This window comes from Vibrio sp. qd031 (genome assembly GCF_002100145.1).
GTDB lineage: Bacteria > Pseudomonadota > Gammaproteobacteria > Enterobacterales > Vibrionaceae > Vibrio.
In genome coordinates, this window is the sequence record NZ_JXQD01000025.1 from 406,639 (window position 1) to 429,899 (window position 23,261).

26 protein-coding genes are annotated in these 23,261 nt (G+C 44.8%); 16 read left to right on the forward strand and 10 right to left on the reverse strand.

From position 1 onward, the window contains the following. Nucleotides 1–70: 70 nt before the first annotated feature. Nucleotides 71–829 (forward strand): malonyl-ACP O-methyltransferase BioC, encoded by a 759-nt coding sequence (gene bioC / locus ST37_RS13840; RefSeq protein ID WP_084888137.1) that lies wholly within the window; start codon nt 71–73, stop codon nt 827–829. Continuing rightward, entirely contained in the window at nt 811–1,506 is a 696-nt protein-coding gene (bioD, locus tag ST37_RS13845; protein ID WP_084887359.1) for a dethiobiotin synthase, read from the forward strand. The genes bioC and bioD overlap by 19 nt, the downstream gene beginning before the upstream one ends. Nucleotides 1,507–1,586: 80 nt before the next feature. On the opposite strand, the gene ST37_RS20015 is transcribed toward bioD, so the two are convergent. Next, entirely contained in the window at nt 1,587–1,760 is a 174-nt protein-coding gene (locus ST37_RS20015) for a hypothetical protein (protein ID WP_172400998.1), read from the reverse strand. A 214-nt stretch (nt 1,761–1,974) separates the two neighbouring features. On the opposite strand from ST37_RS20015, the gene htpX reads away from it, so the two are divergent. The 9 genes from htpX to ST37_RS13890 all read left to right on the forward strand — a co-directional run bounded on the left by htpX (nt 1,975) and on the right by ST37_RS13890 (nt 9,577). Further along, nucleotides 1,975–2,847, forward strand: a complete 873-nt coding sequence (gene htpX, locus ST37_RS13850) for a protease HtpX (RefSeq protein ID WP_084887361.1) — start codon at nt 1,975–1,977, stop codon at nt 2,845–2,847. Between the two features lie 383 nt (nt 2,848–3,230). After that, nucleotides 3,231–3,650: a nuclear transport factor 2 family protein gene (locus tag ST37_RS13855; protein ID WP_084887363.1), complete on the forward strand. Its 420-nt coding sequence runs from the start codon at nt 3,231–3,233 to the stop codon at nt 3,648–3,650. Continuing rightward, nucleotides 3,651–4,400 (forward strand): SDR family NAD(P)-dependent oxidoreductase, encoded by a 750-nt coding sequence (locus ST37_RS13860; RefSeq protein ID WP_084887364.1) that lies wholly within the window; start codon nt 3,651–3,653, stop codon nt 4,398–4,400. A 44-nt stretch (nt 4,401–4,444) separates the two neighbouring features. Beyond that, entirely contained in the window at nt 4,445–5,731 is a 1,287-nt protein-coding gene (locus tag ST37_RS13865) for an NAD(P)/FAD-dependent oxidoreductase (protein WP_084887366.1), read from the forward strand. A 15-nt stretch (nt 5,732–5,746) separates the two neighbouring features. Beyond that, complete coding sequence (locus ST37_RS13870) at nt 5,747–6,538, forward strand: DUF1365 family protein (RefSeq protein WP_084887368.1); 792 nt, start codon at nt 5,747–5,749, stop codon at nt 6,536–6,538. A 139-nt stretch (nt 6,539–6,677) separates the two neighbouring features. Further along, nucleotides 6,678–7,889: a cyclopropane-fatty-acyl-phospholipid synthase family protein gene (locus ST37_RS13875; RefSeq protein ID WP_143698217.1), complete on the forward strand. Its 1,212-nt coding sequence runs from the start codon at nt 6,678–6,680 to the stop codon at nt 7,887–7,889. Nucleotides 7,890–7,897: 8 nt separating this feature from the next. Then, nucleotides 7,898–8,437 carry a DUF2878 domain-containing protein gene (locus ST37_RS13880; RefSeq protein ID WP_084887372.1) on the forward strand — a complete coding sequence of 180 codons (540 nt, stop codon included), beginning with the start codon at nt 7,898–7,900 and terminating at the stop codon, nt 8,435–8,437. A gap of 15 nt (nt 8,438–8,452) precedes the next feature. Further along, nucleotides 8,453–9,037 (forward strand): hypothetical protein, encoded by a 585-nt coding sequence (locus ST37_RS13885; RefSeq protein ID WP_084887374.1) that lies wholly within the window; start codon nt 8,453–8,455, stop codon nt 9,035–9,037. Continuing rightward, a complete protein-coding gene (locus tag ST37_RS13890) occupies nt 9,038–9,577 on the forward strand; it encodes a DUF3833 domain-containing protein (protein ID WP_084887376.1) in 540 nt (179 codons plus the stop codon). A 137-nt stretch (nt 9,578–9,714) separates the two neighbouring features. Here ST37_RS13890 and rsmS read toward each other — a convergent pair whose 3' ends face one another. The 4 genes from rsmS to dinG all read right to left on the reverse strand — a co-directional run bounded on the left by rsmS (nt 9,715) and on the right by dinG (nt 13,369). Further along, a complete protein-coding gene (gene rsmS, locus ST37_RS13895) occupies nt 9,715–9,906 on the reverse strand; it encodes a pleiotropic regulatory protein RsmS (protein ID WP_084887378.1) in 192 nt (63 codons plus the stop codon). After that, nucleotides 9,896–10,453 (reverse strand): primosomal replication protein PriC, encoded by a 558-nt coding sequence (gene priC / locus ST37_RS13900; protein WP_084887380.1) that lies wholly within the window; start codon nt 10,451–10,453, stop codon nt 9,896–9,898. Before priC ends, rsmS begins: the two co-directional genes overlap by 11 nt. A gap of 61 nt (nt 10,454–10,514) precedes the next feature. Next, nucleotides 10,515–11,288: a TSUP family transporter gene (locus ST37_RS13905; RefSeq protein WP_084887382.1), complete on the reverse strand. Its 774-nt coding sequence runs from the start codon at nt 11,286–11,288 to the stop codon at nt 10,515–10,517. Between the two features lie 8 nt (nt 11,289–11,296). Then, complete coding sequence (gene dinG / locus ST37_RS13910) at nt 11,297–13,369, reverse strand: ATP-dependent DNA helicase DinG (RefSeq protein ID WP_084887384.1); 2,073 nt, start codon at nt 13,367–13,369, stop codon at nt 11,297–11,299. A gap of 475 nt (nt 13,370–13,844) precedes the next feature. On the opposite strand from dinG, the gene ST37_RS13915 reads away from it, so the two are divergent. The 5 genes from ST37_RS13915 to glgA all read left to right on the forward strand — a co-directional run bounded on the left by ST37_RS13915 (nt 13,845) and on the right by glgA (nt 19,316). Then, nucleotides 13,845–14,774: a porin gene (locus tag ST37_RS13915; RefSeq protein WP_084887386.1), complete on the forward strand. Its 930-nt coding sequence runs from the start codon at nt 13,845–13,847 to the stop codon at nt 14,772–14,774. A 68-nt stretch (nt 14,775–14,842) separates the two neighbouring features. Further along, nucleotides 14,843–15,472 carry a DUF2057 family protein gene (locus ST37_RS13920; RefSeq protein ID WP_172400999.1) on the forward strand — a complete coding sequence of 210 codons (630 nt, stop codon included), beginning with the start codon at nt 14,843–14,845 and terminating at the stop codon, nt 15,470–15,472. A gap of 184 nt (nt 15,473–15,656) precedes the next feature. Further along, a complete protein-coding gene (locus ST37_RS13925; protein WP_084887390.1) occupies nt 15,657–16,007 on the forward strand; it encodes a DUF3316 domain-containing protein in 351 nt (116 codons plus the stop codon). Between the two features lie 109 nt (nt 16,008–16,116). Further along, complete coding sequence (locus ST37_RS13930) at nt 16,117–17,856, forward strand: GGDEF domain-containing protein (RefSeq protein ID WP_084887392.1); 1,740 nt, start codon at nt 16,117–16,119, stop codon at nt 17,854–17,856. Further along, nucleotides 17,856–19,316, forward strand: a complete 1,461-nt coding sequence (glgA, locus tag ST37_RS13935) for a glycogen synthase GlgA (protein WP_084887394.1) — start codon at nt 17,856–17,858, stop codon at nt 19,314–19,316. The genes ST37_RS13930 and glgA overlap by 1 nt, the downstream gene beginning before the upstream one ends. A 123-nt stretch (nt 19,317–19,439) precedes the next feature. Here the strand turns inward: glgA and ST37_RS13940 are convergent, their stop codons facing one another. The 5 genes from ST37_RS13940 to purR all read right to left on the reverse strand — a co-directional run bounded on the left by ST37_RS13940 (nt 19,440) and on the right by purR (nt 23,184). Then, the gene (locus tag ST37_RS13940; RefSeq protein ID WP_143698206.1) at nt 19,440–20,234 is read right to left on the reverse strand and encodes an alpha/beta hydrolase; all 795 of its coding nucleotides are present in this window, start codon (nt 20,232–20,234) and stop codon (nt 19,440–19,442) included. A gap of 87 nt (nt 20,235–20,321) precedes the next feature. Next, the gene (locus ST37_RS13945; RefSeq protein WP_084887398.1) at nt 20,322–20,633 is read right to left on the reverse strand and encodes a DUF2007 domain-containing protein; all 312 of its coding nucleotides are present in this window, start codon (nt 20,631–20,633) and stop codon (nt 20,322–20,324) included. Then, complete coding sequence (locus ST37_RS13950; RefSeq protein ID WP_084887399.1) at nt 20,630–21,316, reverse strand: TVP38/TMEM64 family protein; 687 nt, start codon at nt 21,314–21,316, stop codon at nt 20,630–20,632. The genes ST37_RS13945 and ST37_RS13950 overlap by 4 nt, the downstream gene beginning before the upstream one ends. Before the next feature lie 109 nt (nt 21,317–21,425). Next, a complete protein-coding gene (locus ST37_RS13955; protein ID WP_084887401.1) occupies nt 21,426–22,034 on the reverse strand; it encodes a TfoX/Sxy family DNA transformation protein in 609 nt (202 codons plus the stop codon). 145 nt (nt 22,035–22,179) lie between these two features. After that, complete coding sequence (gene purR, locus ST37_RS13960) at nt 22,180–23,184, reverse strand: HTH-type transcriptional repressor PurR (RefSeq protein ID WP_084887403.1); 1,005 nt, start codon at nt 23,182–23,184, stop codon at nt 22,180–22,182. Nucleotides 23,185–23,261: the final 77 nt, after the last annotated feature.

Sequence of the window (23,261 nt, forward strand, 5' to 3'; positions counted from 1 at the left end):
AGCAGAGGCTCAAGAACGCATTGATAGCATTGCCGTCGATTTGCGCGATGAAAATCTGACGCAATCGAGTATGGCGAAAGAGGCGATTAGTCAAGCCTTTGATCGCGCAGCAAAAACTTATGATGCTCATGCGCAATTTCAACGTGACGTTGCCGATTGGCTTATGTCAGAAGTGGCGAGCGATCTCACTGGATTGCATTTTCTCGATCTCGGTTGCGGCACCGGATATGTCGCTCAGCAGTTGATTGAGCGGGGAGCACATGTAACCTGCGTTGACTTATCTCAAGCGATGCTCGATCAGGCAAAAGCAAGGCTTACCTCAACACAAACACGTTTTGTTCAAGCAGATGCAGAGTGTTTACCTTTTGCTGATCAAAGCTTTGATGGCGTAGTCAGTAGCTTGGCTTTGCAATGGTGTACCGAGCTTTCGCATCCGCTAAAAGAAATGAAGAGGGTGCTTAAACCAAACCGACAAGGGCTTTTTACCAGTCTAAGTGAAGGGTCATTATACGAGTTGAAACAAGCGTGGGCCGAAATTGACCAACATCAACATGTGAATACTTTTTGTCATACAAATAAGATAAAAATTGCGTTACAGCAAGTTTCTCCATGGGACAACTCATTACACTGTCGTCAATTTGTGATCTGGTACAGCAGTGCATTGAGTCTAATGAAAGACTTGAAAGGTATTGGTGCAACACATGTAGATGGCCGCAGTACAGGGCTAACTTCGCGAGAAACTCTACGTGATGTCGAGCGTCACTACCAACGATTTGCGCAGCCAGATGGTCTCCCTGCAACCTATCAAGTCTGTTTAGGAATTCTTTAATGACACACACACTATTTATTGCTGGAACGGATACCGATGTCGGCAAAACTGTCGTTTCAAAAGCGCTTTTGCAAGCTGCGGATAAAATGGGAATGACAACCGTTGGCTACAAGCCTGTCGCTGCGGGTTGTGAAGTCACGCCTGATGGCAATCGAAACTCCGATGCATTGCATTTACAAGATGCCGCTAATGTGTCTGTTGCCTATGATAAAGTAAATCCTTACGCGCTATTAGAGCCTTGTTCGCCGCACATAGCGGCAAAATTGGAAGGCGTTAATATTGATGGGACAGTTTTATCGAATAAACTGGAAGAGCTGAAACAACAAGCCAACTTCGTTTTGGTTGAAGGGGCTGGTGGATGGAGAGTGCCAGTGTCAGACAGTGAATGCCTATCTAGTTGGGTTCAGCAACACAACTTACCGGTCATATTGGTGGTCGGTGTTAAGTTGGGATGTTTGAGTCATGCGATGTTAACCGCAGAAACGATTGAACGTGACGGTCTCAACATTGTGGGTTGGGTGGCGAATCGTGTTAACCCAGGCGAAAAACACTACCGAGAGATCATTAGCTTGTTAGAGCAAAAGATTAATGCGCCTAAACTGGGTGAGATCCCATACATGCCGAGTGTTAAAAAACGCGATTTGAGTGAATATGTAGATTTAACGTTGATTGTATAAGCAAATCCATCGTCTTAGTAAAATAAATAACCACGCCTTAGCGTGGTTATTTAACATTGAAATGTTTGATGTTTCACCCGTTACGAGTGGTTATCTTCTAACCCCATGAAAGCAGCTTGAACTTCCGCAATTTGCTGTTGTTGCAATTGAGCTCGGTCCTCAAGGCCTAATTGTGCAGTGGCTTCCTCTTCGCTAATACCCAGGTGACACATCAATAAATCGATGGCCATTTGATGGCTTGCTTTGGCTTCCATATTGTCTCTCCTTGTCGAGAATCTCATGTTCTCTGTAATGTGCCCTGACTTTACCACCCTATAGGTATGGAGCAATAAGACCAAAGTCTATGCTCGGCGTTGTCGCGTTAATTTTGACATTGATCAATTTAGTATCATATTGTAAATAGGCCTTGTAACTTCAAATTAGCGCGCCAATATATACACATAATTAAAACGAGAGTGGAGAAGTTCGATGAAGCGTATTGCTTTATTTTTGGCGACTAACTTAGCGGTCATGCTAGTGCTAAGTGTCGTGTTAAACATTGTTTATTCGGTAACAGATGTTGAGCCGGGCAGTTTATCTGGCTTGTTAGTCTTGGCTGCGCTATTTGGATTTGGCGGGTCATTAATTTCGCTGTTAATGTCCAAATCGATTGCTCTTCGCTCAGTTCGAGGCCAAGTCATCGATAGTCCTCGCAACGAAACAGAACATTGGTTAATTGAAACGGTAAAACAGCAGTCTCAAAAAGTAGGCATCGGCATGCCAACGGTTGCCGTGTATGACTCTCCAGACATTAATGCGTTTGCCACAGGGGCCAAGCGCAACGACTCTTTGGTTGCGGTATCAACGGGTCTGCTGCGCAATATGTCACGAGATGAAGCCGAAGCAGTTTTGGCACATGAAGTCAGTCACATCGCTAACGGTGACATGGTCACTATGACGCTAATGCAGGGGGTCGTAAATACCTTTGTAATCTTCTTATCACGCTTTATTGCCAATATCGTGGCAGGCAACCGTGATGAAAATGGTGGCGGCAGTATGATGGTCTATTTCGGTGTCTCTCTCGTCCTAGAGATGGTGTTTGGTATATTGGCCAGCTTCCTAACACGCTGGTACAGCCGCAAACGCGAATTTGCTGCTGACGCGGGTGCCGCTGAACTAGTGGGCAGTCACAAGATGATTGCTGCATTAGAAAAGCTCAAAGTGAGCTATGAGCCTCAGCTTGAAGGCTCGATGATGGCGTTCGGCATTAACGGTAAACAGCAAACCTTGAGTGAGTTGCTAATGACTCACCCGCCGCTCGACAAGCGCATCGATGCGCTGCGTAGCCGACGCAGCTTCTAAATTTAAGAACTCACCTAAAATTTGGGCATTTACAGTCATTGTAAATGCCTTTTTTTGCGCAAATTTTCAGATATTTATCATCAATTAACTTATTACCTCCCACCATCCTTATCATCTTTAGCATTGACGGTTTCTCTCGAGCAGTGCATTTTTTTAGATGATTTTGTCATTTTGTCACGGATGAGAGCCTGTCGAAGCCTTAGACCGCGCGGCTACTCCCTCCCATAGTGCGTTGAATCCCAAAGAATTCGCATAAAAAAGTGGTGCTGTAGGCAACAATGTAGTACCCATATAGGGTAAAAGGTTTTTTTTACTAACCAATTGATCCAAAAGCTCTCTTTGATTCGTAGATAACTACTGAAGCAAACACTTAGGATATGAAAATGGACATTTCAACAGTTTCTCAAGTTTACAGTAAGTTGAGTAAGAACAATCTCAACTCGCTATCAGACATCTATCACCAAGAAGTTATTTTTGAGGATTCAGCGCACACCATCAACGGTTGGACTAACCTGCAACGTTATTTCGAGAATCTATACCTCAACGTCAACAGTTGTGACTTTGAGATCCACAGTGAACACCAGTCTGATGACTGCGGATTTTTGGTGTGGACGATGCATTTATCTCACCCAAAACTCAAAGGTGGAAAGTCGGTCGCGGTGCAAGGGGTTAGCCACATAAAGTTTGCGGAAGGTAAAGTAATACACCATCGTGACTACTTTGACATGGGTGAGATGCTCTATGAAAACTTACCCGTGCTGGGCGGTGTCATCCGAACCATTAAGCAAAGATTGGGTCAATAAATGTTTGAAATAAACCATCAGACCGTATTGGTCACCGGAGCGACGTCTGGCATTGGCCAGCAGGTTGCTCAAGATTACGCGAAGAAAGGGTGGAACGTTGTCGCTTGTGGACGCAATCAAGCTAAGCTTGCCGAGCTTGCGCTCAAATTTCCGAACATTGCGACTTTAGCCTTTGATATCACAAATGCAGATGCGTGCCGAGAAGCACTCAGCGGATTAGAGCCCTGCCCAACGTTGTGGGTACTCAATGCAGGTGACTGCGAATATATAGACGACGGTGTTATGGACGCCGCGCTGTTTCGCCGCGTTATTACTGTCAATGTCATTGGTTTGAGTAACTGTATTGAAGCCATTCAAGACCAATTTACAGCAGGGCATCGTTTGGCCATCGTGGGCTCGATATCGAGTGAACTGGCACTGCCTAGGGCGGAAGCATATGGGGCATCAAAAGCGGCAGTAAAATACCTTGCTCATACCTTACGCATGGACCTCGCTGCCAAGCAAGTGCATGTGTCGACCATCTTCCCAGGGTTTGTTGAAACGCCACTGACAGACAAAAATAATTTCGCCATGCCAATGATCATCTCAGTTGAGCAGGCATCGAAGTCTTTGATTGAGGGGTTGAGCAAAGGGAAGAGCAATCTCTACTTCCCGCGTCGTTTTACTAGCATTATTAGATTGTTAGGGACTTTGCCATACAGCTGGCAACATGCGCTTATTGGACGTTTGTTAAAGCAGCCAAAAGAGTAGTGCTTAATAACCCAACAGCAGTAGATAGAATTAAGGACAATTAGATGAAAATTGCAATTATCGGAACCGGAATTTCAGGGCTAACGAGCGGCTATTATCTTCACAAACAGCATGATGTCACCTTGTTTGAGGCGGGCGATTATATTGGCGGCCATACGGCCACAATCGATTTTGAGTGGCAGGACCAAGACTATCGCGTCGATACCGGCTTTATTGTTTACAATGACAGAACCTACCCTAGGTTCATTAAAATGATGAACGAAATAGGCGTAACCGGTACGCCAACTGAAATGAGCTTTAGTATCCGCAACGACAGCAGCGGATTAGAGTATAACGGTCACTCTTTGAGCACCTTATTCGCGCAAAAACGAAACTGGTTTAACCCTCGCTTTTATAGTTTTATCCGCGAGATACTCGCGTTTAACAAGCTGGCTAAAGCGTCAGCACACGATGATACAGTCACGTCTGAAACGCTCGGCGATTTTTTGCAAACTCACAATTTTAGTGACTACTTTTGTGATAACTACATACTCCCTATGGGCGCGGCTATCTGGTCTTCAACGTTGGCCGATATGCGCGGATTCCCACTACGCTTTTTTCTGCAGTTCTTTCTAAACCATGGACTCCTCGATATTAAGAATCGCCCTCAATGGTTTGTGGTTGATGGTGGGTCCAAGGCCTATATTGATCCACTCACTCAAGGTTTTAAAGACCGTATTAGGCTCAACAGTGCTGTTGAGCGTGTAGAAACAGACAGTGCAGGCGTAACAGTCACTTCTAACGGCAAAACTGAGCGTTTTGATCAGGTCATTTTTGCCTGCCATTCTGATCAGGCTTTGGCGATCTTGGGTGAGTCGGCGAGTGCCGCTCAGCGAGAAATATTAGGGGATATGGCGTATCAAGCGAACGAAGTAATATTGCATACCGACACCTCTTTACTTCCCAAGCGACAAGCTGCTTGGGCATCTTGGAATTACTACCTAGATGGTCAAAAGGGCCAGGCTGCGAGAAAACCCGCTCTTACTTACGACATGAATATACTTCAGCATATAGAGAGCGAACACACGTTTTGTGTATCGCTGAATAGCCGTGAACGTATAGATGCAAGCAAAATCATTAGGACATTTAGCTACGATCATCCTGTATTTACGCTCGAGTCGAGAGCTGCGCAGCTGCGCAGAGACGAAATTCAAGGGGTGAATGGACTGTGGTTTGCTGGCGCATATTGGCACAGCGGTTTTCATGAAGATGGTGTGCGTAGTGCATTAGATGTTGTAGAAGAACTTGAGCGCTCTTTACAAACCTCCGGTGCACCTCGAGGCGTTGCTTGATAGCAGGAGATTCTGATGAGCAGTGATGGTAACAGCACATTAATGGTAGGAAGAGTCTCGCACAGGCGCTTTTCGCCTCAATCTCATCACCTAGATTATCCATTGTTTATGCCTTGTATTGATGTGGATGAACTCGATGACCTAGCCAAGAGCGTATGGGGGTTTGGTTATCGTTGGTGGCATTGGGCACGATTTAAGCGCTCAGATTATGTCGGCTCTACAGGCGATATAAAACAAGCAGTTCAAAACAAAGTGTATGCGTTGACTGGTGAGAAAATCGAAGGAACGGTCAAGATGGTGTGCCACCTTCGATACTTGGGTCTCTACTTCAGTCCGGTCAACTTTTACTACTTGTACGACGAGGGCGGGCAGTGGCGCTATATGTTGGCGGAGGTGAGCAACACGCCATGGAACGAGCGCCATTACTACGCGGTGAATGCCGATGCTGGTGTTGATCACAAGAATTGGCAGCAGCAAAAAGCATTCCATGTCTCACCTTTTAATCCCGTTGATCAACGTTACCGTTGGACACTCAAGCCGCTAACCAACACTCTGATGGTGCACTTAGAGTGTCACAAGCCAGCGTTAAAAAGTGCTAGCGAGGAAGAACAGCTAACCAGTTCAAGTAAGGTATTTGATGCAACGTTGAAACTCAAAGCAGAACCACTTAATTCAAAAAATTTAGTGTGGCAGTTGATCAAAATGCCTGTTTTAACAGTAAAAGTAGTGATAGGTATTTATTGGCACGCGTTTAAGCTGTGGAGAAAAGGGGTTCCTTTATACACCCACCCAGCGAAACAAAAATAGCTAGAGCCAACTATAAACTAAAATTTGCATGACAAAAAAGGGAAGTACTATGTCGTCAATATCCACCCAAACCAAGAGTGCAACACTCAACGAACGTAGCCAACTTGGATCTGTAGAGGCCGGGAATATCCAAGCAGGGATGAGCCGTATGCAGTCAGCTGCGCGACAACTCATGTTGTCAAAAATGGCTTTCCTACAACATGGCAGCATTACGTTAATTGAGCAGTTTATTCAGGGTGAGGGGACACAGGCGCACGTTTTTGGAGACAGTGATCATCCCTTGTCTGTCACCGTAGAAGTACATCATCCAGACTTTTATCGTAGAATGCTTACAGGCGGCAGTATTGCTGCGGGTGAAGCTTTCATGGACGGTTGGTGGAGCAGCCCCAACCTGGCTCAAGTCATGGAGCTAATGGCGCTTAACCTTGCAACACTCGATGCGATTAGTCAACAATCCAGCTGGTTCAAGAAATCCGCATATAAAATTGCCCATTGGCTTAATCGAAATACACAGGCCAACTCTAAAAAAAATATCCACGCACACTACGACCTAGGTAACGACCTTTATGAGCTTTTTTTAGATTCTAAAATGTTGTACTCGTCCGCTATTTACCAAACCCCCCAAGACACGCTAGAGCAGGCTCAAGTCAACAAGATGGAACGTCTTTGTCAGCAACTGAATCTGCAACACGGTGAGCGCGTGATAGAAATTGGGACCGGGTGGGGCGCCATGGCCATTTATATGGCGCAGAACTATGGTTGCCATGTCACAACGACGACCATTTCAAAAGAGCAGCTCGCTTTTGCCAAACGGCGTGTGCAAGAGCTGGGTTTAGAAGACCGTATTACCCTTTTAGAGCAAGACTATCGAGATCTTGAAGGGCAATTCGACAAGCTGGTATCCATTGAAATGATAGAAGCAGTCGGTAAGCAGTTTCTAAAATCTTATGTGCAAAAATGCAATCAACTATTAAAACCGGGTGGCAAGATGGCAATACAAGCGATCACCATTGCGGATCAACGTTATGACCATTACAGCAGTAACGTCGATTTTATCCAAAAATACATCTTCCCTGGTGGTTTTCTACCCTCCACGACGTCTTTATTGGCCTCTACAACAGAATACAGCCAGTTGGTGTTGAGGGATCTGCACGACATTGGTCTCGACTATGCACAAACATTAGCGGACTGGGACAAGCGGTTTAACTTGTCGTTAGAGTCTGTTAAATCTCAAGGCTATGACGAGCGTTTCATCCGGATGTGGCGCTATTACTTAGCGTATTGTGAAGGGGGCTTTCGTGCCAAAAGCATTAGCACCGTTCAACTTACTTTTGATAAAGCGGCCTCGTAGGGGGATGTATGCAACGTTCAGTTATTATTGGCTCCATATGGTTTCAGCTGATATGGTTTATGGCCGTGTTGGGACGGGAAACGTTGATATGGCCGTTGCTTATACTGGTTGTTGCAACGTACATTTGGAGTTGGCGCAACCGCGTTATCTCTTTTGAGTTAGTTGCCTTGTTAGGGATGGGGTTAACGGTTGATTTTATTCATGTTCGAGTGGGCGTGTTCCAATTTGAGGGGGGCAGCCTAATGGGCTTGCCCAGTTGGTTAGTGTTGTTGTGGTGCATGTTCGCTTGGTATGCGGTGATGATGAAGCCAGTTATACAAAAAGTAAAACCGGTGATCGTGGTCATTTTTGGCGCTGCTGGAGGAACACTGAGTTATATCGCCGGTGCTCGTTTTGGAGCCGTTGAGTTGCCCTGGGGTATTTGGCATTCATCACTAGCGCTTGCAGCCGCATGGACAGTGTTATCTACCATTATTGTGTCAATTAATCAAATACAACTGAGATCCAATCGCCAAAGCACTGCGTACAAAGAGAACAAACTCATTTAAACGCAGCAACTTACTATGGCAACTTATAACCCCACATCTCTGTTACGCTCGATGGCGTGTGCTATATCTCTTACTTTCTTGACGTTTACTGCCAATGTCTCGGTTGCCGGTGATGCATCGAAACAGCCTGTGAGTGAGCAATGGCAACAGTGGAAAACGGTCGGGGAAGCTGACCTGAATGTGCTGTTCTTTGATATTTACACATCAAGACTGCTTTCTCCCGACGGTCAGTACCAAGTGGGTGAGGACGTAACCCCTCACCCTATTGCACTTCAAATACGGTATGAACGGTCGATAAGCAGCGATCAATTAGTGAGTGCAACGGTAAAGCAGTGGCTTCTGCAAGGTGTGGAACCGGCATTGGCTAATCGTTGGGCTAGCCGATTAACCACGCTGTTCCCTGAGGTTAAAGAAAATGACCGCTTGTTGTATGTGACAGATGGACAGAGCGGCGAGTTTTATTTTTCTCGAAACTTTGCACCATTTAGTGCCTTGGGAAAAATAGACTCCGAACAGTTCAACGATGCTTTTGTTGCTATTTGGTTATCACCCAACACGGAATATCCAGACCATCGTTTGGCTTTAATAGGGAAAAAATAGATGACTACTATACGAAGAAAGGTCCTAAGTCTGTTTGCTTTAGGCTGGTTAACGCTCTTGGTTGGCTGTAGCGCTGATCTCACTGACTACAGAGAAGCCGGTCCGAATTTTGATTTGTTTGAGTACTTCGAAGGTGATACAGCTGCATGGGGAATGATCCAAGAACGAAGTGGAAAGCAGACGCGGCGTTTTGAGGTCGCTCTTAAAGGTACCATCGACGGCAACACGTTAACGCTGGTTGAAGATTTTTTGTTTGATGATGGCGAGGTAGATCAAAGGATTTGGGTCATAACAAAACTGCCTGATGGTCGGTATAGTGGTCGAGCTGATGATATTATTGGCGAGGCCAGCGGCGAAGAACAAGGAAATGCATTACGTTGGTCTTATGATTTTGAGCTTCCTTATGGAGAGTCAACCATCAATGTCTACTTTGACGATTGGCTTTACCGTCAAGACGACAAACATGTGTTTAATCTAACCTCGATAAGGAAGTTTGGCATTGAAGTGGCGACTCTGACCTTATTTTTCCAGAAACAGTAAACAGAGAGTGCAGCACGATCTTACACCAGAGTAAAGAGGCATCTGCATAGGGTTGAGGCAAAGATTAAATCACCTCAATCACATCCTGCTGTGGTCTAGCTTTTACAGCCAGAGCGATACGAGCCGGTGGGATTTTATTACGCCGTTTCGGATAGCTTTCTCAAAAGATCTGTTTTTACCATTTCCAACGCACTTAGTGCTGTCGAAGGGTCAATATGATTACTTTCAAAAAGATAAATTAGGTCAACCGCAAGTTGCACGTCTTTAGGCGCTGATTGCAAAGGATCGGTGTTGTCTTTCACGCCATCGTCGGTTTTTTTATTGCTCATATTCGTCATCCTTTGCGTCGTGCTGTTGTTCACGGTTCTCTTCTCGTTGTGGCAATTTCTTTTTAAGCTGTTCGATGGCGCGTTGGCACCTCATTAGTCGCTGCTCTGTCGCGAGCAGTGCTGATTCGGCATGAGGGGTGCGACCAAAACGGTGAAACTCTTGTCGTTTCGTCGAAACTAATGCGGTAAGGCGCGCCTCCCAAACTTTGAGCTGGTGAAGCTCGTCATATAAGGTTGTGGTCGGCTTGGCTTGGTAAAGAGCGACTGGATTGTGTAGAAGCTTTATTACCGCGCTCAATTGGTTTTCAACGATCTCGCCCAAATACTCAACTTCTTCGACCTGTTGTAAGTCTACGCATCGTGCAAGCTCAGCAATATTATGCTCTATCTCGCTAAAATACGGGGTGAGGGCTCGGTGGCTGTGGTTAAATACCCAGTCATCAAAGGCCATTTTCGAACGTGGCGGGTTATTTTGATCAAACGTCTGCGCTTGTATTTTCAGTGTCTGGGATAACGCAGACAGTTTGTTGACCATGACATTACTCATTATCGACCTTTATAATAAAAGGGTTCACATTGTGCGCATGCAACAGGCGCTCACTCACTGCCTAAATAAACCAAGCTTCGAACGCTAACTTTATGGCCAATACGCTAACAACTGTGACAAATACAGGGCGAATAAATTTGGCGCCAAACCTGATTGCAGAATGTGCGCCAAAATAAGCGCCAGCCATCAGACAGACCCCCATTGTTAACCCCAAGACCCAGTTTATGTGGCCTAAAATGGCAAAAGTTACCAGTGAGGTGAAGTTACTGGTAAAGTTCATTGCTTTTGCTAGGCCGGACGCCAGTAGTATATTTATGCGATATAACGCCATGCTACTGACGGTCCAAAATGCGCCAGTACCTGGTCCCGCGACACCATCGTAAAACCCCAAACTTAATCCTTGTAGCCATTGCTGCTTGGTATGTCGTTTGCTCGGCTCCGGTAGCACATTGGTGTTTGCATCATGTGACTTGTGAAACACGGTATACATGGCTGCCGCGAGAATGACCAGTGGCAAGAACTTTTCTAACAGCTCGGTTGAAATGAGATCAACGATAAGGGTTCCCATCGTTGCACCAATTAAAGTCGCGATAAACGCACTTTTCCAAAGAGTCGGATCAAACAGCTTTTTCTTATAATAGGTGAGCGCTGCAGTAGAAGAGGCGAAGGTTGCTGCGAGTTTGTTTGTACCTAACGCGATATGGGGAGGTAGCCCCAGAGAAAGCAGTGCAGGTACAGTAAGCATACCGCCACCCCCGGCGACAGCGTCAATGAATCCCGCGGCAAATGCCACACAAGCTAAAATGATGAGCGTGGTTGGCTCAATAAATTCCATATTGTTCTCTATTTATGAATGGTGCGCTTGAAAGGAGGCAGCGAATCAAGCAGCAACTTTCCATAACGTTTGGTGACAACCCTGCGGTCTAAGATCACAACTCTACCAGAATCTTTTTCTTTTCGCAGCAGGCGACCCGCGGCTTGAATCAACTTTTTACTGGCTTCTGGCACCGCAATTTGCATAAACGCATTGCCACCTTTGTCTGTGATGTATTCCGTGTGCGCTTGTTCTACAGGGGAGGTCGGGACGCCAAATGGAATTTTGGTGATCACGACGTTTTCAAGTAGCTCACCCGGTAGGTCCAACCCTTCAGAAAAACTGCCTGTTCCAAATAAGATGGAGGTTTTTCCTTGCTTGATCAGTTTGCTGTGACGTTTCAAAATCGCGTTTCTTGAGGTTTCGCCTTGCACTTGCAATGCCCAGCCTAATTTGGTCCAGCGTTTTTGGACAGCGTCGGCGACTTTGTTCATTTGCCAGTAGGACGAAAAAAGGACCAGGTTGGCTTTATCGGGCATTATCCAAGTGTCGAGCAGTTCCGATAGATGTTCCGTATAGGCGTCAACTTGTGGCTCGCATGGGAAGCTAGGCACTAACAACTCGGCGTTATTCGGGTAATCAAACGGTGACGCTAAGGCCAAATAGCGAACGCCATCTTTTTCGTCCAGCGATACCCCTGCCTCACGAGCAAAATAATCGAACGAGTTGAGCGCGCGCAATGTGGCCGATACCAATATTGCGCCGACACACTGACTCCAAAGCATTCTGTCCAACTGCCAACCGACTTCCAACGGCGAAACAGACACCATAAAATCATCTTTATCCGCAATGTATTCTAACCAGCGAGCGAGTGGCGCCCCTTTATCACGAGGTGGCTCTGCCATGAGCTGCCAAACTTTTGTTAAATTTTCTAAACGGTGAATATAAAAACCCAATTCTGCCATTGCAGGCTCTGCCAAGCGGCTAGAGACTTGACCATCTTTGACTCGCTCGGCGATGAGGTCCGAAATTTTTCCAACCGCATGCAGCGCTTTTTCACTGTGTCCTTTAAGCTCTTTGCTTTCTGCTTGTAGCCAGTCGGGAAGGAGCCCATGCTCAAAACGATAGACACCCTCTGCAAATTCACTGGGGTCAAAACGCTTACTCAATTGGCTAAGTTGCGGAATAAGCTGTGCAATTTGACTTTGCAGTTCGTTTTTAAATCGACTCGATCGGCTTTCGTCTGTTAACCCAATAATTTTAGGCAGTTGCTTAGTTAACGACTCTAACCAAGATGCGCCTCCTTTTAAACTGGCCGATGCCGACGAGTGATCACGACAAACCCTAGGTAGGTGATGCGCCTCGTCAAAGATATAGAAGGTATTGTTAGGCTCAGAAAGAATAATGCCTCCACCAAGGTCTAGATCGGCCATCACCAAGCTGTGGTTGGCGATCAATACGTCGGCCCGATCCAGTTCACTGCGAGCTTTTTGGAACGGGCAGTGGCGATGTGCCGGCAAACTGTTATTACAACTATGCTTATCACTCACAATGGAGTTCCACAGCTCATCTCTTATCGGTGACTCTAACGAGTCTCTTTCGCCGTCCCACTTAGCCTGATTCAATGTGTCGTAAAGCTGTTGCAAAGTTTCAGTGTCACTTTGCTGTGGCTTAAACTCAAACATCGCCAGTTGACCTTCGTCTGCACCTGAAGCAACAGCCAGCTTTTCTGCGCAGCAGTAGCGTTGCCTCCCTTTTACTAATTGAAAACTAAACTCAAAATCGGTGAGTCGCCGATATAGAGGAAGGTCTTTATTGATCAACTGTTCTTGCAACGCTACGGTTGCCGTAGAAATGACCAGTTTTCGATTGTTTTGTTTTGCTACAGGAATCGCAGCCATTAAATACGCCAAAGATTTGCCAATACCGGTACCTGCTTCACCCACTAAAATCCGGTGGTCGTTGCTGTACTGGCCTGCCAGCGTCTTAGCTATCTCGGAAACAAGGTAGTTTTGCGCTCTTCTAGGAATAAAGTGTGGCAATTGATGTTGTAAGTTTTGGTAACTTTTGCGAATGGATTGTTGAATGTTTGGATTAAGCATTAGTGTGACCTGCGTTGTGTTAGGGACATGATAACACAGCTGAAGCCCCCATAAATAAAGGGCTGCAGACAAGGCAAATAAATGTTTTTCTGAGCTAAATCACAAAAATATTCACAACTTCAATAATTTTTACTTGTTATTTAACTACGAAATTTTATGTGCTTTGCGGTGTAATATCTAATATTTTATACTTTATTGTCCATTCTAAATCTGATTTTTTGGTCTATTACTCTTTAATGGGGTGAAAAATGAGCACTAAAAAAGCGTTCTAAACAGGGGGGGAAAAAGTGTTTTAGATCAACAAAACCAGTGTAAGTCATTGTTTTTTATAGTTTTATGTTTTTTTGTTGTTATTTTTTTATGCCGTTGACAACCTTGAGCAGATGACGCAATCTTGTTTTCGAATTTTGAAGGCGCTGATGGAAGCAGTGTGAAACTGCTCAATTAGCTCTCAATAAAACTAAAAGGGAATGAAATGGAATTCCCAACTCTAAGAAAAAGGCAGTGGATTAAAATGAAAAAGACTCTATTAGCACTTGCAGTTGTAGCTGCAGCTGGTTCTGTTAACGCAGCAGAGCTTATGAACACAGGTAACGTATCTGTAACTACAGATGCTGACTTCGAAGTTAAACTTGTTTTCGCTCCTGGCGCTGACGATCCTACAATCAATTATGATGGTGCAGAAATCGGTTTTGCAGCTGAGTCTGTAATCAGCGATGATTGGACAGCATTCTTGAAGTATGGTCTTGAAATGCCTTACGGCGCAGACAATGTTGTTACAACTGACATCGTTGCTGGTTTCAAATTTTACCAAAACCACATGATTGAGTTCGGTGAAACTTCTCACGTACTTGACCTTGGTAACAACCAATCTAAAGACATCGGTATAGATTTCGATAACTCTGAGCTTCCAGCAGTAGAAGACATCATTGTTTACGGTTACACAGGTGAGACGTTCGGCTTTGGTGCTTCTTACGACCTTAACCGCATTGAAGGTGGCCAAGACGATAACTTCGCATTCTACGTAGACGGCACATTTGGCGATGTATACCTACGTGGTGACGCTGGTTTCGGTTCTCAAGGAGATGTTAACGAAGCGGTTTACGGCATTAAAGCTACATACACTGCGGACGTATTCTCTGTAGGTGGTTCTTACGCTGCAACTTCTGTAGATGACGCAGAAGATATTTACATCATCGATGCATGGGTTGGTTTCTCTGCAGTTCTTGACTGGTACCTAGGTACTCAGTACGGTGCACAAGGTGATGCTGACGCATACAACGTTTACCTAAACGGTACTTACGCGCTAAATGACGTTGTTGGTCTATACGGCGAAATCGGTACTGAAGGCAATGACGACGATAGCGATTTCGGTGCTTCAATTGGTATGACTATGTCATTCTAATTAAACCCTTACCGGTTTAGTATAAAGGGTTGCTTCGGCAGCCCTTTTCGTTTTTATAAGGAATGGATATGTTACAGAAAGTGCTTGTATTGACCGTCGCTGCTTTTTCATTAAACGCGTTTGCAGCGGAACTGATTATTGATAAACCCATTTCGGTATTAGCGCTTAATGGCTCAGCATTTAGCGAAAGAAAAGTACAGCTTGAACCGGGAGTACATCAGCTGGTCGCTCGTTATTCCCATCAATTGGCAGACACAGGCAATAAGAAAAAGCGTATTCAATCGGAAGTTAAAGTGTTTGACGTTGTTGTCACTAATGAAGAAACCATAAGATTAAATGCGCCACGTTATAATCGATATTCACAGGCGGAGTATGCATTTGCCAATGATCAAATTGAATGGGTAATGCAAGACCAAAACGGGGCTGCTCTTGAGTTTACGACAGAATTTATTCCGGGTCGACCAGGACTGCTGCCTTATAGCGATATTGAGCGAGTCGTTGAGGACTACAACAAGAAACACAGCATTGTGGTTGATGAAGTTAAAGGCATTATGACTGAAAACTCACAATTTGTAGTGGATGCGTCGAATTCCGTAGCCTCGGGATCTCCGACTCTAGACTCGACAAAGCATCATTTCTTACAACTTAGTGACGAGGATAAGAAAGCGTTCAAAAAGTGGCTCGTCGATGTGGATTAATCACAATCGCAGAACTTGTGTCGCCTTAGTGTAAATGTTTGTCAAGATTCACACTTTTTAAGTAAATTAATGTAAACCCCCTAACGGTTATGTGATCTGGGTACTAGATTGTAATTGTGATTAAACGAAACACGATTATTTTCACCGACCAATTTATACGGTGATCGTTTGTGAGGAATACGTTATGAGAGCACTTACAGTACTTAGCGCTGCACTATTGATGAGTTCTGCAGCATTCGCTGGCGAAATGGAAAGTATCCATACTAACCAAAATGCCATTTTTATGTCCGATGCAGTAGCAACACAAGCTGAAGCTGAAACTCTCGGTGCTGCGTATATCGAAAAATTAAGCGCGACAAGAGACATCGATTTGGCGCAAAGTTTACCTACACCACATCGCAAAATTGACCGCCGTAGTATGAGTCTCGATTCAACAGAAATGAACGTCATTTCTGAAGAGGCCGATGACGGAACCATGGAGTATTTCGCACAGGTCGAAATTGGTTACTCCTACTCCTATCGCGATGAGAAATAGTGTAGCGTGAATCGAAATTGAGAAAGAGCTTGGCGAGTGCCAAGCTCTTTTGTTTTGTAGTTACAAAACCGTTACAATGTTGACGGGAAAACGTTTCAAATGGATTTGAATGAAGCTCAATGTAAAGTTCACCGCGTTGCTCGTTGTCATGATGATTTTCATCGAGGTAACGGTATTTAACTCAGTGCAAAAATTTGCCGAAGAAGTGGTGGCCGATGTCTTAGTTAAATATGGCGAAGCGATAGCGCAATACGATCAAGAAAAATCGTTTGCTCCAATCATGGAAGAAGCGCGTTTGATGCGCAAATTTGCCAAAGAGCCACAATTGTTAGACTGGGTTCAAAACCCAACGGATCCTCAATTGTACGAAGCGGTCCAACCTCTTTTAGAAACCTATCGCTGGGCCTTTAAAGGCAATAATTTCTATGTCGCGTCTACTGCGAACCTTGGTTACTACTCAAACAATAAAACCAACGACTTTGAAGAACAGTTATTTCGTTATCAACTTGATGACACCAAAAACACCGATCGATGGTTTTTTCGCTTTGTTGAATCAGAAAAAAGTTCACGTATTTTAAGTAGTTATGATGAAAACTTGCACATTAACCGCTTATGGATTGATCATCAATTAAAAGATGAAAATGGCGAGGTTATTGGCGTCGCCGGTACCGGAATGGAGTTTAGCCGTGGCTTAGAACCGTTGCTTGGTGGTCGTCACGAAGGCATCGATACCATTTTTATTGATGCCGATGAAATCATTCAGATTTACCGTAAACGTGACCCTTATTTTGAAGACGACATCATAACCGGCCAGTATCAACTGTTACCCATCGAAGACTACATCATGAGTGATGTGGAATATGCCAAGTTAAAGAGAGAGCTCATATCGGCTCAAGGCTCATCGAAAACCGTCAGCACCATCATTACTCAAAACAACAAGCGTTATCTCTACGTAATAGACCATATAGAGTTGCTAGACTGGTACGAGTTAACGGTAATCGATATGGAGGTCATATTTCCAAGTAGTAAGTTTACCTCGCTGTATGTGGTACTTGGAGGGATCATCATCCTGCTTGTGGTTATTGTAAACTTAATGTTGCAGCGTTGGGTAACCAGTCCCATTACCGAGTTGGAAGAAAAAACTTGGATCATTACTCAGCCCAATACGGATTACTCCAAGGTAGTGTTTTCACGTAAACCGCGCGATGAAATCGGTGCGTTGATGGACAACTTCGAAAATATGGCGAAAGCACTAAAAGTAAGCCGCGCTGAACTTGAAGAAAAAGTGCAACAGCGGACAGAAGCGCTCGATCGGCTAGCCAATGTCGATTCACTCACTGAGCTGCTTAACCGGCGAGGTATGGAACGCCAACTTAGTCAAGAGCTCAATCATATTCGGCGAGATAGGCATCGTGTTGGACTTCTGTGTATTGATGTCGATAACTTCAAAGAAATCAATGATACATTAGGGCATGATAAAGGTGACCAGGCATTAGTGTCGGTCGCAAAGTGCATCAACAGCATGATCCGAGACTACGACAGTGCAAGTCGATGGGGCGGAGATGAGTTTTTGGTGCTAATTCGTTTGGATAAAGATATCGATCTGGAAGATGTAGCACAGCGTTTGTTACGTACAGCCCGCCAAATTGAAGTCTCCTCCCAAGATAAAGTGGTTTCAATGTTAATGAGTGTATCGATTGGTGGCACCGAGCTTGACCACACCAGTGTTTTGAAAGAGGCGTTAAGTCGAGCGGATTTGGCGTTATACAGCGCTAAACATGCGGGACGAAACTGTGTTAAATTATGGGAAGATTTGGAACCTCAGCGTAGTAATGGGAATCACGCATAATGAAAAATATAGACCTTTGGTACGTGGTCAGTGAACTCGCTGGTCTCGTAAAAAGTGGTGGTCTTGCCGACGTTGCAAAGGCGCTTCCTAAGGCATTACAAGAGCAAGGTAAAGAGGTCGCCATAGCGCTACCTGCTTACGCAAAAATTATAGAACAACATGAAAGTGACGTAATTCTCTCCACACAACTCACTCACTGGCCGCATACACCCTATCAAGTTAGACATATGGTGTTCGATGGTGTGAGCGTTTATTTGATTGAAAACGATCACTATTTTAATCGCCCTGAAATGTACGCAGAGAATAATCAGGCATACCCTGATAACGCCGAACGTTTCAGCTTTTTTAGCTCGGCAAGCCTAGATTGTCTAAGTAAACTTGAGCTAAAGCCAGCTATCGTGCACGCCAATGATTGGCATACTGGGCTGGTTCCGCTATTGCTGAAAGTGCGTTATCAGCACGATGCGTTTTATCAGTCCATACGCTCTGTAATGACTATTCATAACGCAGTCTTTCAAGGCAACTTTGCGCAAACTGAACTCTCTTCCATCCAAGAGTTGGTGCACCTTCATGACGACAGAATACGTGTTGGTCACGACGGGATTAGCATGCTTAAAGCGTCTATTCACTATGCAGATAAGATCAATGCGGTGAGTCCCAATTACGCCGAAGAGCTAAAAACGCAACTAGGCTCTCATGGATTATGTAACGACTTTTTGTCTCGAAGCGAGGATTTAAGCGGCATTGTGAATGGGTGTGATTACAGCGAGTGGGATCCTCAAACAGACGCCTACCTGCCTCAAACGTACAAGCCGACTAAAGCAAGCTTAAAAGCCGGTAAAAAGGCGTCTAAACGAGCACTGCAACAGAAATTGGGCCTTCCAGAATCCAATGCGCCGATGTTTGGCATGGTGTGTCGCTTGACCCATCAAAAAGGTTTTCACTACATCATCCCCATTCTAGAGCAATTTTTATTGTTGGATGTGCAACTGGTTATCGTCGGCACTGGCGATCCGGAAATCGCGACAGACTTGGAATGGCACGCTAATTTGCATCAAGACAAGTTTAAGTTTGTCGAAGCATACGACAATGAATACGCGCACTTGGTTGAAGCGGGTTCAGACTTCTTTTTGATGCCTTCTGAGTTTGAAGCGTGTGGGCTTAATCAGATTTATAGTATGGCTTACGGAACCTTACCGGTAGTACGTGGGGTTGGTGGGCTGAAAGACACCGTTAAAGATATTGACCAAGATAGCGACAATGCAACCGGTGTTGTATTTGATGCACCAGAGCCAAGCGCGCTTCTTATTGCGTTGCAGCGCGCTATCTTGTTCTACCTGCAAGATCCAAAAGGGTACACCGATGTGCAACTGCGGGGCATGAAGTCTGACTTTGGTTGGCACATTGCGGCTAAAGAGTACGACACCATGTATCAGGCAGCGTTACAAAAATCCTGGTAACGAGAAGCACCGTAATTTGAGTGTCCATGATTATAACGTGTCTTACTCATAGCTTAAGACTTGCCTAATATACAATGCCGACGCTGAATCAGCCTCGGCATTTTTATGAGCAAAACTTAATGTTTAAGAGTGTGAATGAATAAACTTAATCGACGCTCGATTAAACTGTTTAGGCTTTTCGACATTGCATACGTGGCCACACTCAGCCAATTCGAGTAGAGCGCTATGTTGATGCTTCGCCACCATCTCTTTAACCGGCGCAATAAACATGTAATCAAGCTCGCCCATTAAGTAAAGCGTAGGGATAGAGAGCTCATTTTCTTTAAAATACCGCATCATAGGGTTTACGTCAGCAGCCAGTTTAAACCATCGTTTGAATTCTTTTTGGCATAGCTTTCTCGCCTCCCTAACGAACAGGTGACGACTTTCTATTTGCCCTCGCTGTGGCATGACAATATAAGCAAAAAGCTTATACAGCCACATATAGGGCAGGAAATTCTTACTTAAGTCACCTAACTTAACCAAAAATTGAGATTTACCGTTTAAACGAGTTATCGCGCCGCCTAAAACCATGGTTTTAACGCGCTCAGGCTCAAGTTCGGCGATATTACGAATGATGATGGTGCCCAACGAAATCCCGACAAAGTGAGCTTGGGTAATGTTGAGGTGATTTAAAACTTCTATAACGTCTTGAGAGACCATTTTAAAGGTGTAGTGGCTTGTAACGAACGCTTTTGTCGGTGACTGTGAGCGGCCGTGCCCGCGTAGGTCAATAAGAACGCAGTTAAAATGTTGCTTGTACTCTTTGAGCTGTTTAAACCATATCGAAGAACTGCCACCCGCTCCATGAACAAACACCACCCACTCTTGACTGGTCGGGTGTGAATAGATTTTGTGATAAAGCATATTTGTTCTAATACCAAAGGAATTTATTTCTCATTATATCGTAGTAAAGGAGCAAAAGGATCACTGTCTAACTTTTGCTACCACTATGCGCGTTTGCAGTTAATGAGCGGTAGAGCACTGCCAGCAAGCGCCGAACTGCGGTTCATTTTCTTCACCACAGTGTTCGCAGCGCCAATTAGGCCCAGAGGTGTCATTGGCTTGGCTTACAAATTCTTGCACAATTTTTTCGGCTTGGTGTTGTTGAGTAAGGTCCAATAACCAGACATAAGGATCGCTGTCATCGGTTAAAGGCAGTTCACCCTTTAACGAAAAAAGTGCATCGCCTCGAACCTCAACCTGTATTCGTTGAGAGCGAAGAAGCTCACTCAATAGATGCGCTTCGGTAGGGTTGGCGGCGCTGTAGAGCTTCATGAGTGTTTTTCATCTAAGTTTGGACGTACTTTTTGCATGATCCATTTAGCGATAATTGGGAAAAGACCCAGCAATACAAACGACCCAATAACGGTTGGCGACGCAATTCCTGATAACGAATCAATCTCGGCCAGTTGAGTACCTGCGTTCAAATACACCATGGTGCCAGGCAGCATACCCAATTGGCTGACTAAATAGAATCGAGACACTTTAAGTGGTGTAAGACCCATTAATAAATTGATCAGGAAAAACGGAAATACTGGGATCAATCGCAGCGAAAATAGGTAGAAGCTGCCGTCTTTTTCAATACCTTCATTGATAGAGCCTAGTTTGTCACCAAACTTGCTTTGTACCCAGTCACGTAGCAAGTAGCGGCTACTAATAAAAGCGATGGTGGCACCAATGGTACTGGCAAAAGACACCAACACCAAGCTTGTCCAAAAGCCAAATAGAGCGGCGCCTAGCAATGTGACGACAGCGGCGCCCGGAATCGAGAATGCAGTGACTGCAACATAAACTGCGAAATAGATTGCAGCAGATTGAATAAAGTTATCCGCAATAGTTTGCTTTAACGCTTGGTGTTGTTGCTTCGCATTTTCTAACGTGAATAGGTCACCAAATGAGTAACCTAGTCCAATAATGACCAAAACAAAGATTAGGCCAAGAATGAGTTTTTTGTTCATCTTACTGCTCCATGATGATGTGTCTTCCATAGTAGACAGAGGCACTATGTGGAAAATTTCATGGAAATACAAACTTTTTGTGTTGTTGGCTTTTTTGCTTGAGGCTCATCTATGCACTGGTCAAAGAGCCCGATACTCGTTCCAATAATTGTTTGCGTCGTTCTTGGCTAACGAGTGACCAATGCATGCCCTTAATCGCCCCTTCTAGTGCCCACAAAAGTTGCGTTTTTGGTTCGACGTCGTGGCTTATTCGGATCGCATTATAAGCGTCACTGGCACCTACATTTTGCAGTTGTTCAACAGAAACAATGCCCGCTTTTTTCAGCATGCGTTCTGTTGCGAGACGCATGTTGGGTAAATCTTTAAGCCGTTTCTTTTTTTGAACGGAGGCGAGTTTATCGTGTTTAGCGTGCTGGAGAGACTCCCTGGCTAAAGACAAAACGTGGTCGATATCCTCACAAGTGGCTTTAGGCACTAAATAATAGCTCGTGGTGACGGGGAACCCTTTTTTCTGATAACAATAAGGAACCATACCTAATGATAGGTAACTAGGGAGTAGGGCGGTATTGCTGCGAAGCGCAATACCATTGTCGACCAAAACGGCGAACATCACGTCGTCGACAAATAAGCCAAATCCACCGAACATTGAGCGCGCTTTTAGCGTGTCGCCAAGGGGGGAGAGTACGTTTAAGGCTTGGGTTAACTGCTTTCTATCCATGTCTTATTTTATTCCGTAGGCATGATGGTACTAATGCGTTACTGAGAATAAGTGATGAACATGAAATTATTGTTAGGGCTGCGTCAATTCGCGCGAACAAAAAAACCAGCACAGGGTGCTGGTCTTCTCATTTGAAATTGTGACGTTATTTTAAGTTGCGTACACTCTGGCGTTCGACAATTTCTGGGTGCATTTCAAAGATTTGTTTTTCGTGCTCTTTATCTTTGATGCGCTCAAGTAATATTTCAAATGCCGTTTTGCCTACACGACGCTTAGGTTGGTGCACAGTCGTCAGCGGCGGGCTAAAGTAGCCTGCAAGGTCAATATTGTCGTACCCTATAACGGACACATCTTGAGGTACACTTAATCCACGCTGTTCAAGGCGACTGATTAACCCAAGTGCCATGATGTCATTGAAGCAGAATACCGCACTAGGGCGTTTTTCTAAGTTTACAATGCGATCCGCAATCTCAACCGCAGTGTCGGCTTCAAAGTTACCTTCAAATATCCACTCAGGATTCAGTGTTAAGCCTGCTTCTTCCATAGCGCGGCGACAGCCCGCGACACGTTCGATACATGCCGATTTCTCGGCTTGACCTGTTAGACAAGCAATGTCGGTATGGCCGTTTTTGATAAGGAACTTACCAGCAAGATAACCGCCTTCTTCCGAGTTATCGATAATTTTATCTGCTCTAGAACTTTCAGGGCCCCAGTCCATGATCACTTTAGGAATATCACTATGTGCATCCAGCATTTCACGCAGTTCTTCTGTTAAATCAGAGCACATAACAAGCATGCCATCGACACGTTTCTCTGCAAGCATACGGATGTAATCGCGTTGCTTTTCGTAGATTCCACCGGTGTTACACAAGATGAGCGTGTAACCTTGGCGGTAACAATAGCTCTCTACACCATCAACCACTTCCGCAAAAAACGGGTTAGTGGACTGGGTAACCAGCATGCCAATGGTTCGTGTTGAATTACACTTAAGACTACGGGCTACGGCAGAAGGAGCGTAATTAAGCTCTTTAACGGCTTCCATAACACGTTGTTGGGTGCTTTCGGCTACAAATCGAGTTTTGTTAATCACATGCGAAACAGTGGTGGTGGATACGCCCGCCAGTTTTGCGACGTCTTTGATTGTTGCCATAGTATTTCCTGTCAATAGCGAAAATTAGCTAGGGTTGGTAAAAGAGGACCCCAACTTAAAAAAGAAAACGTTTGCGT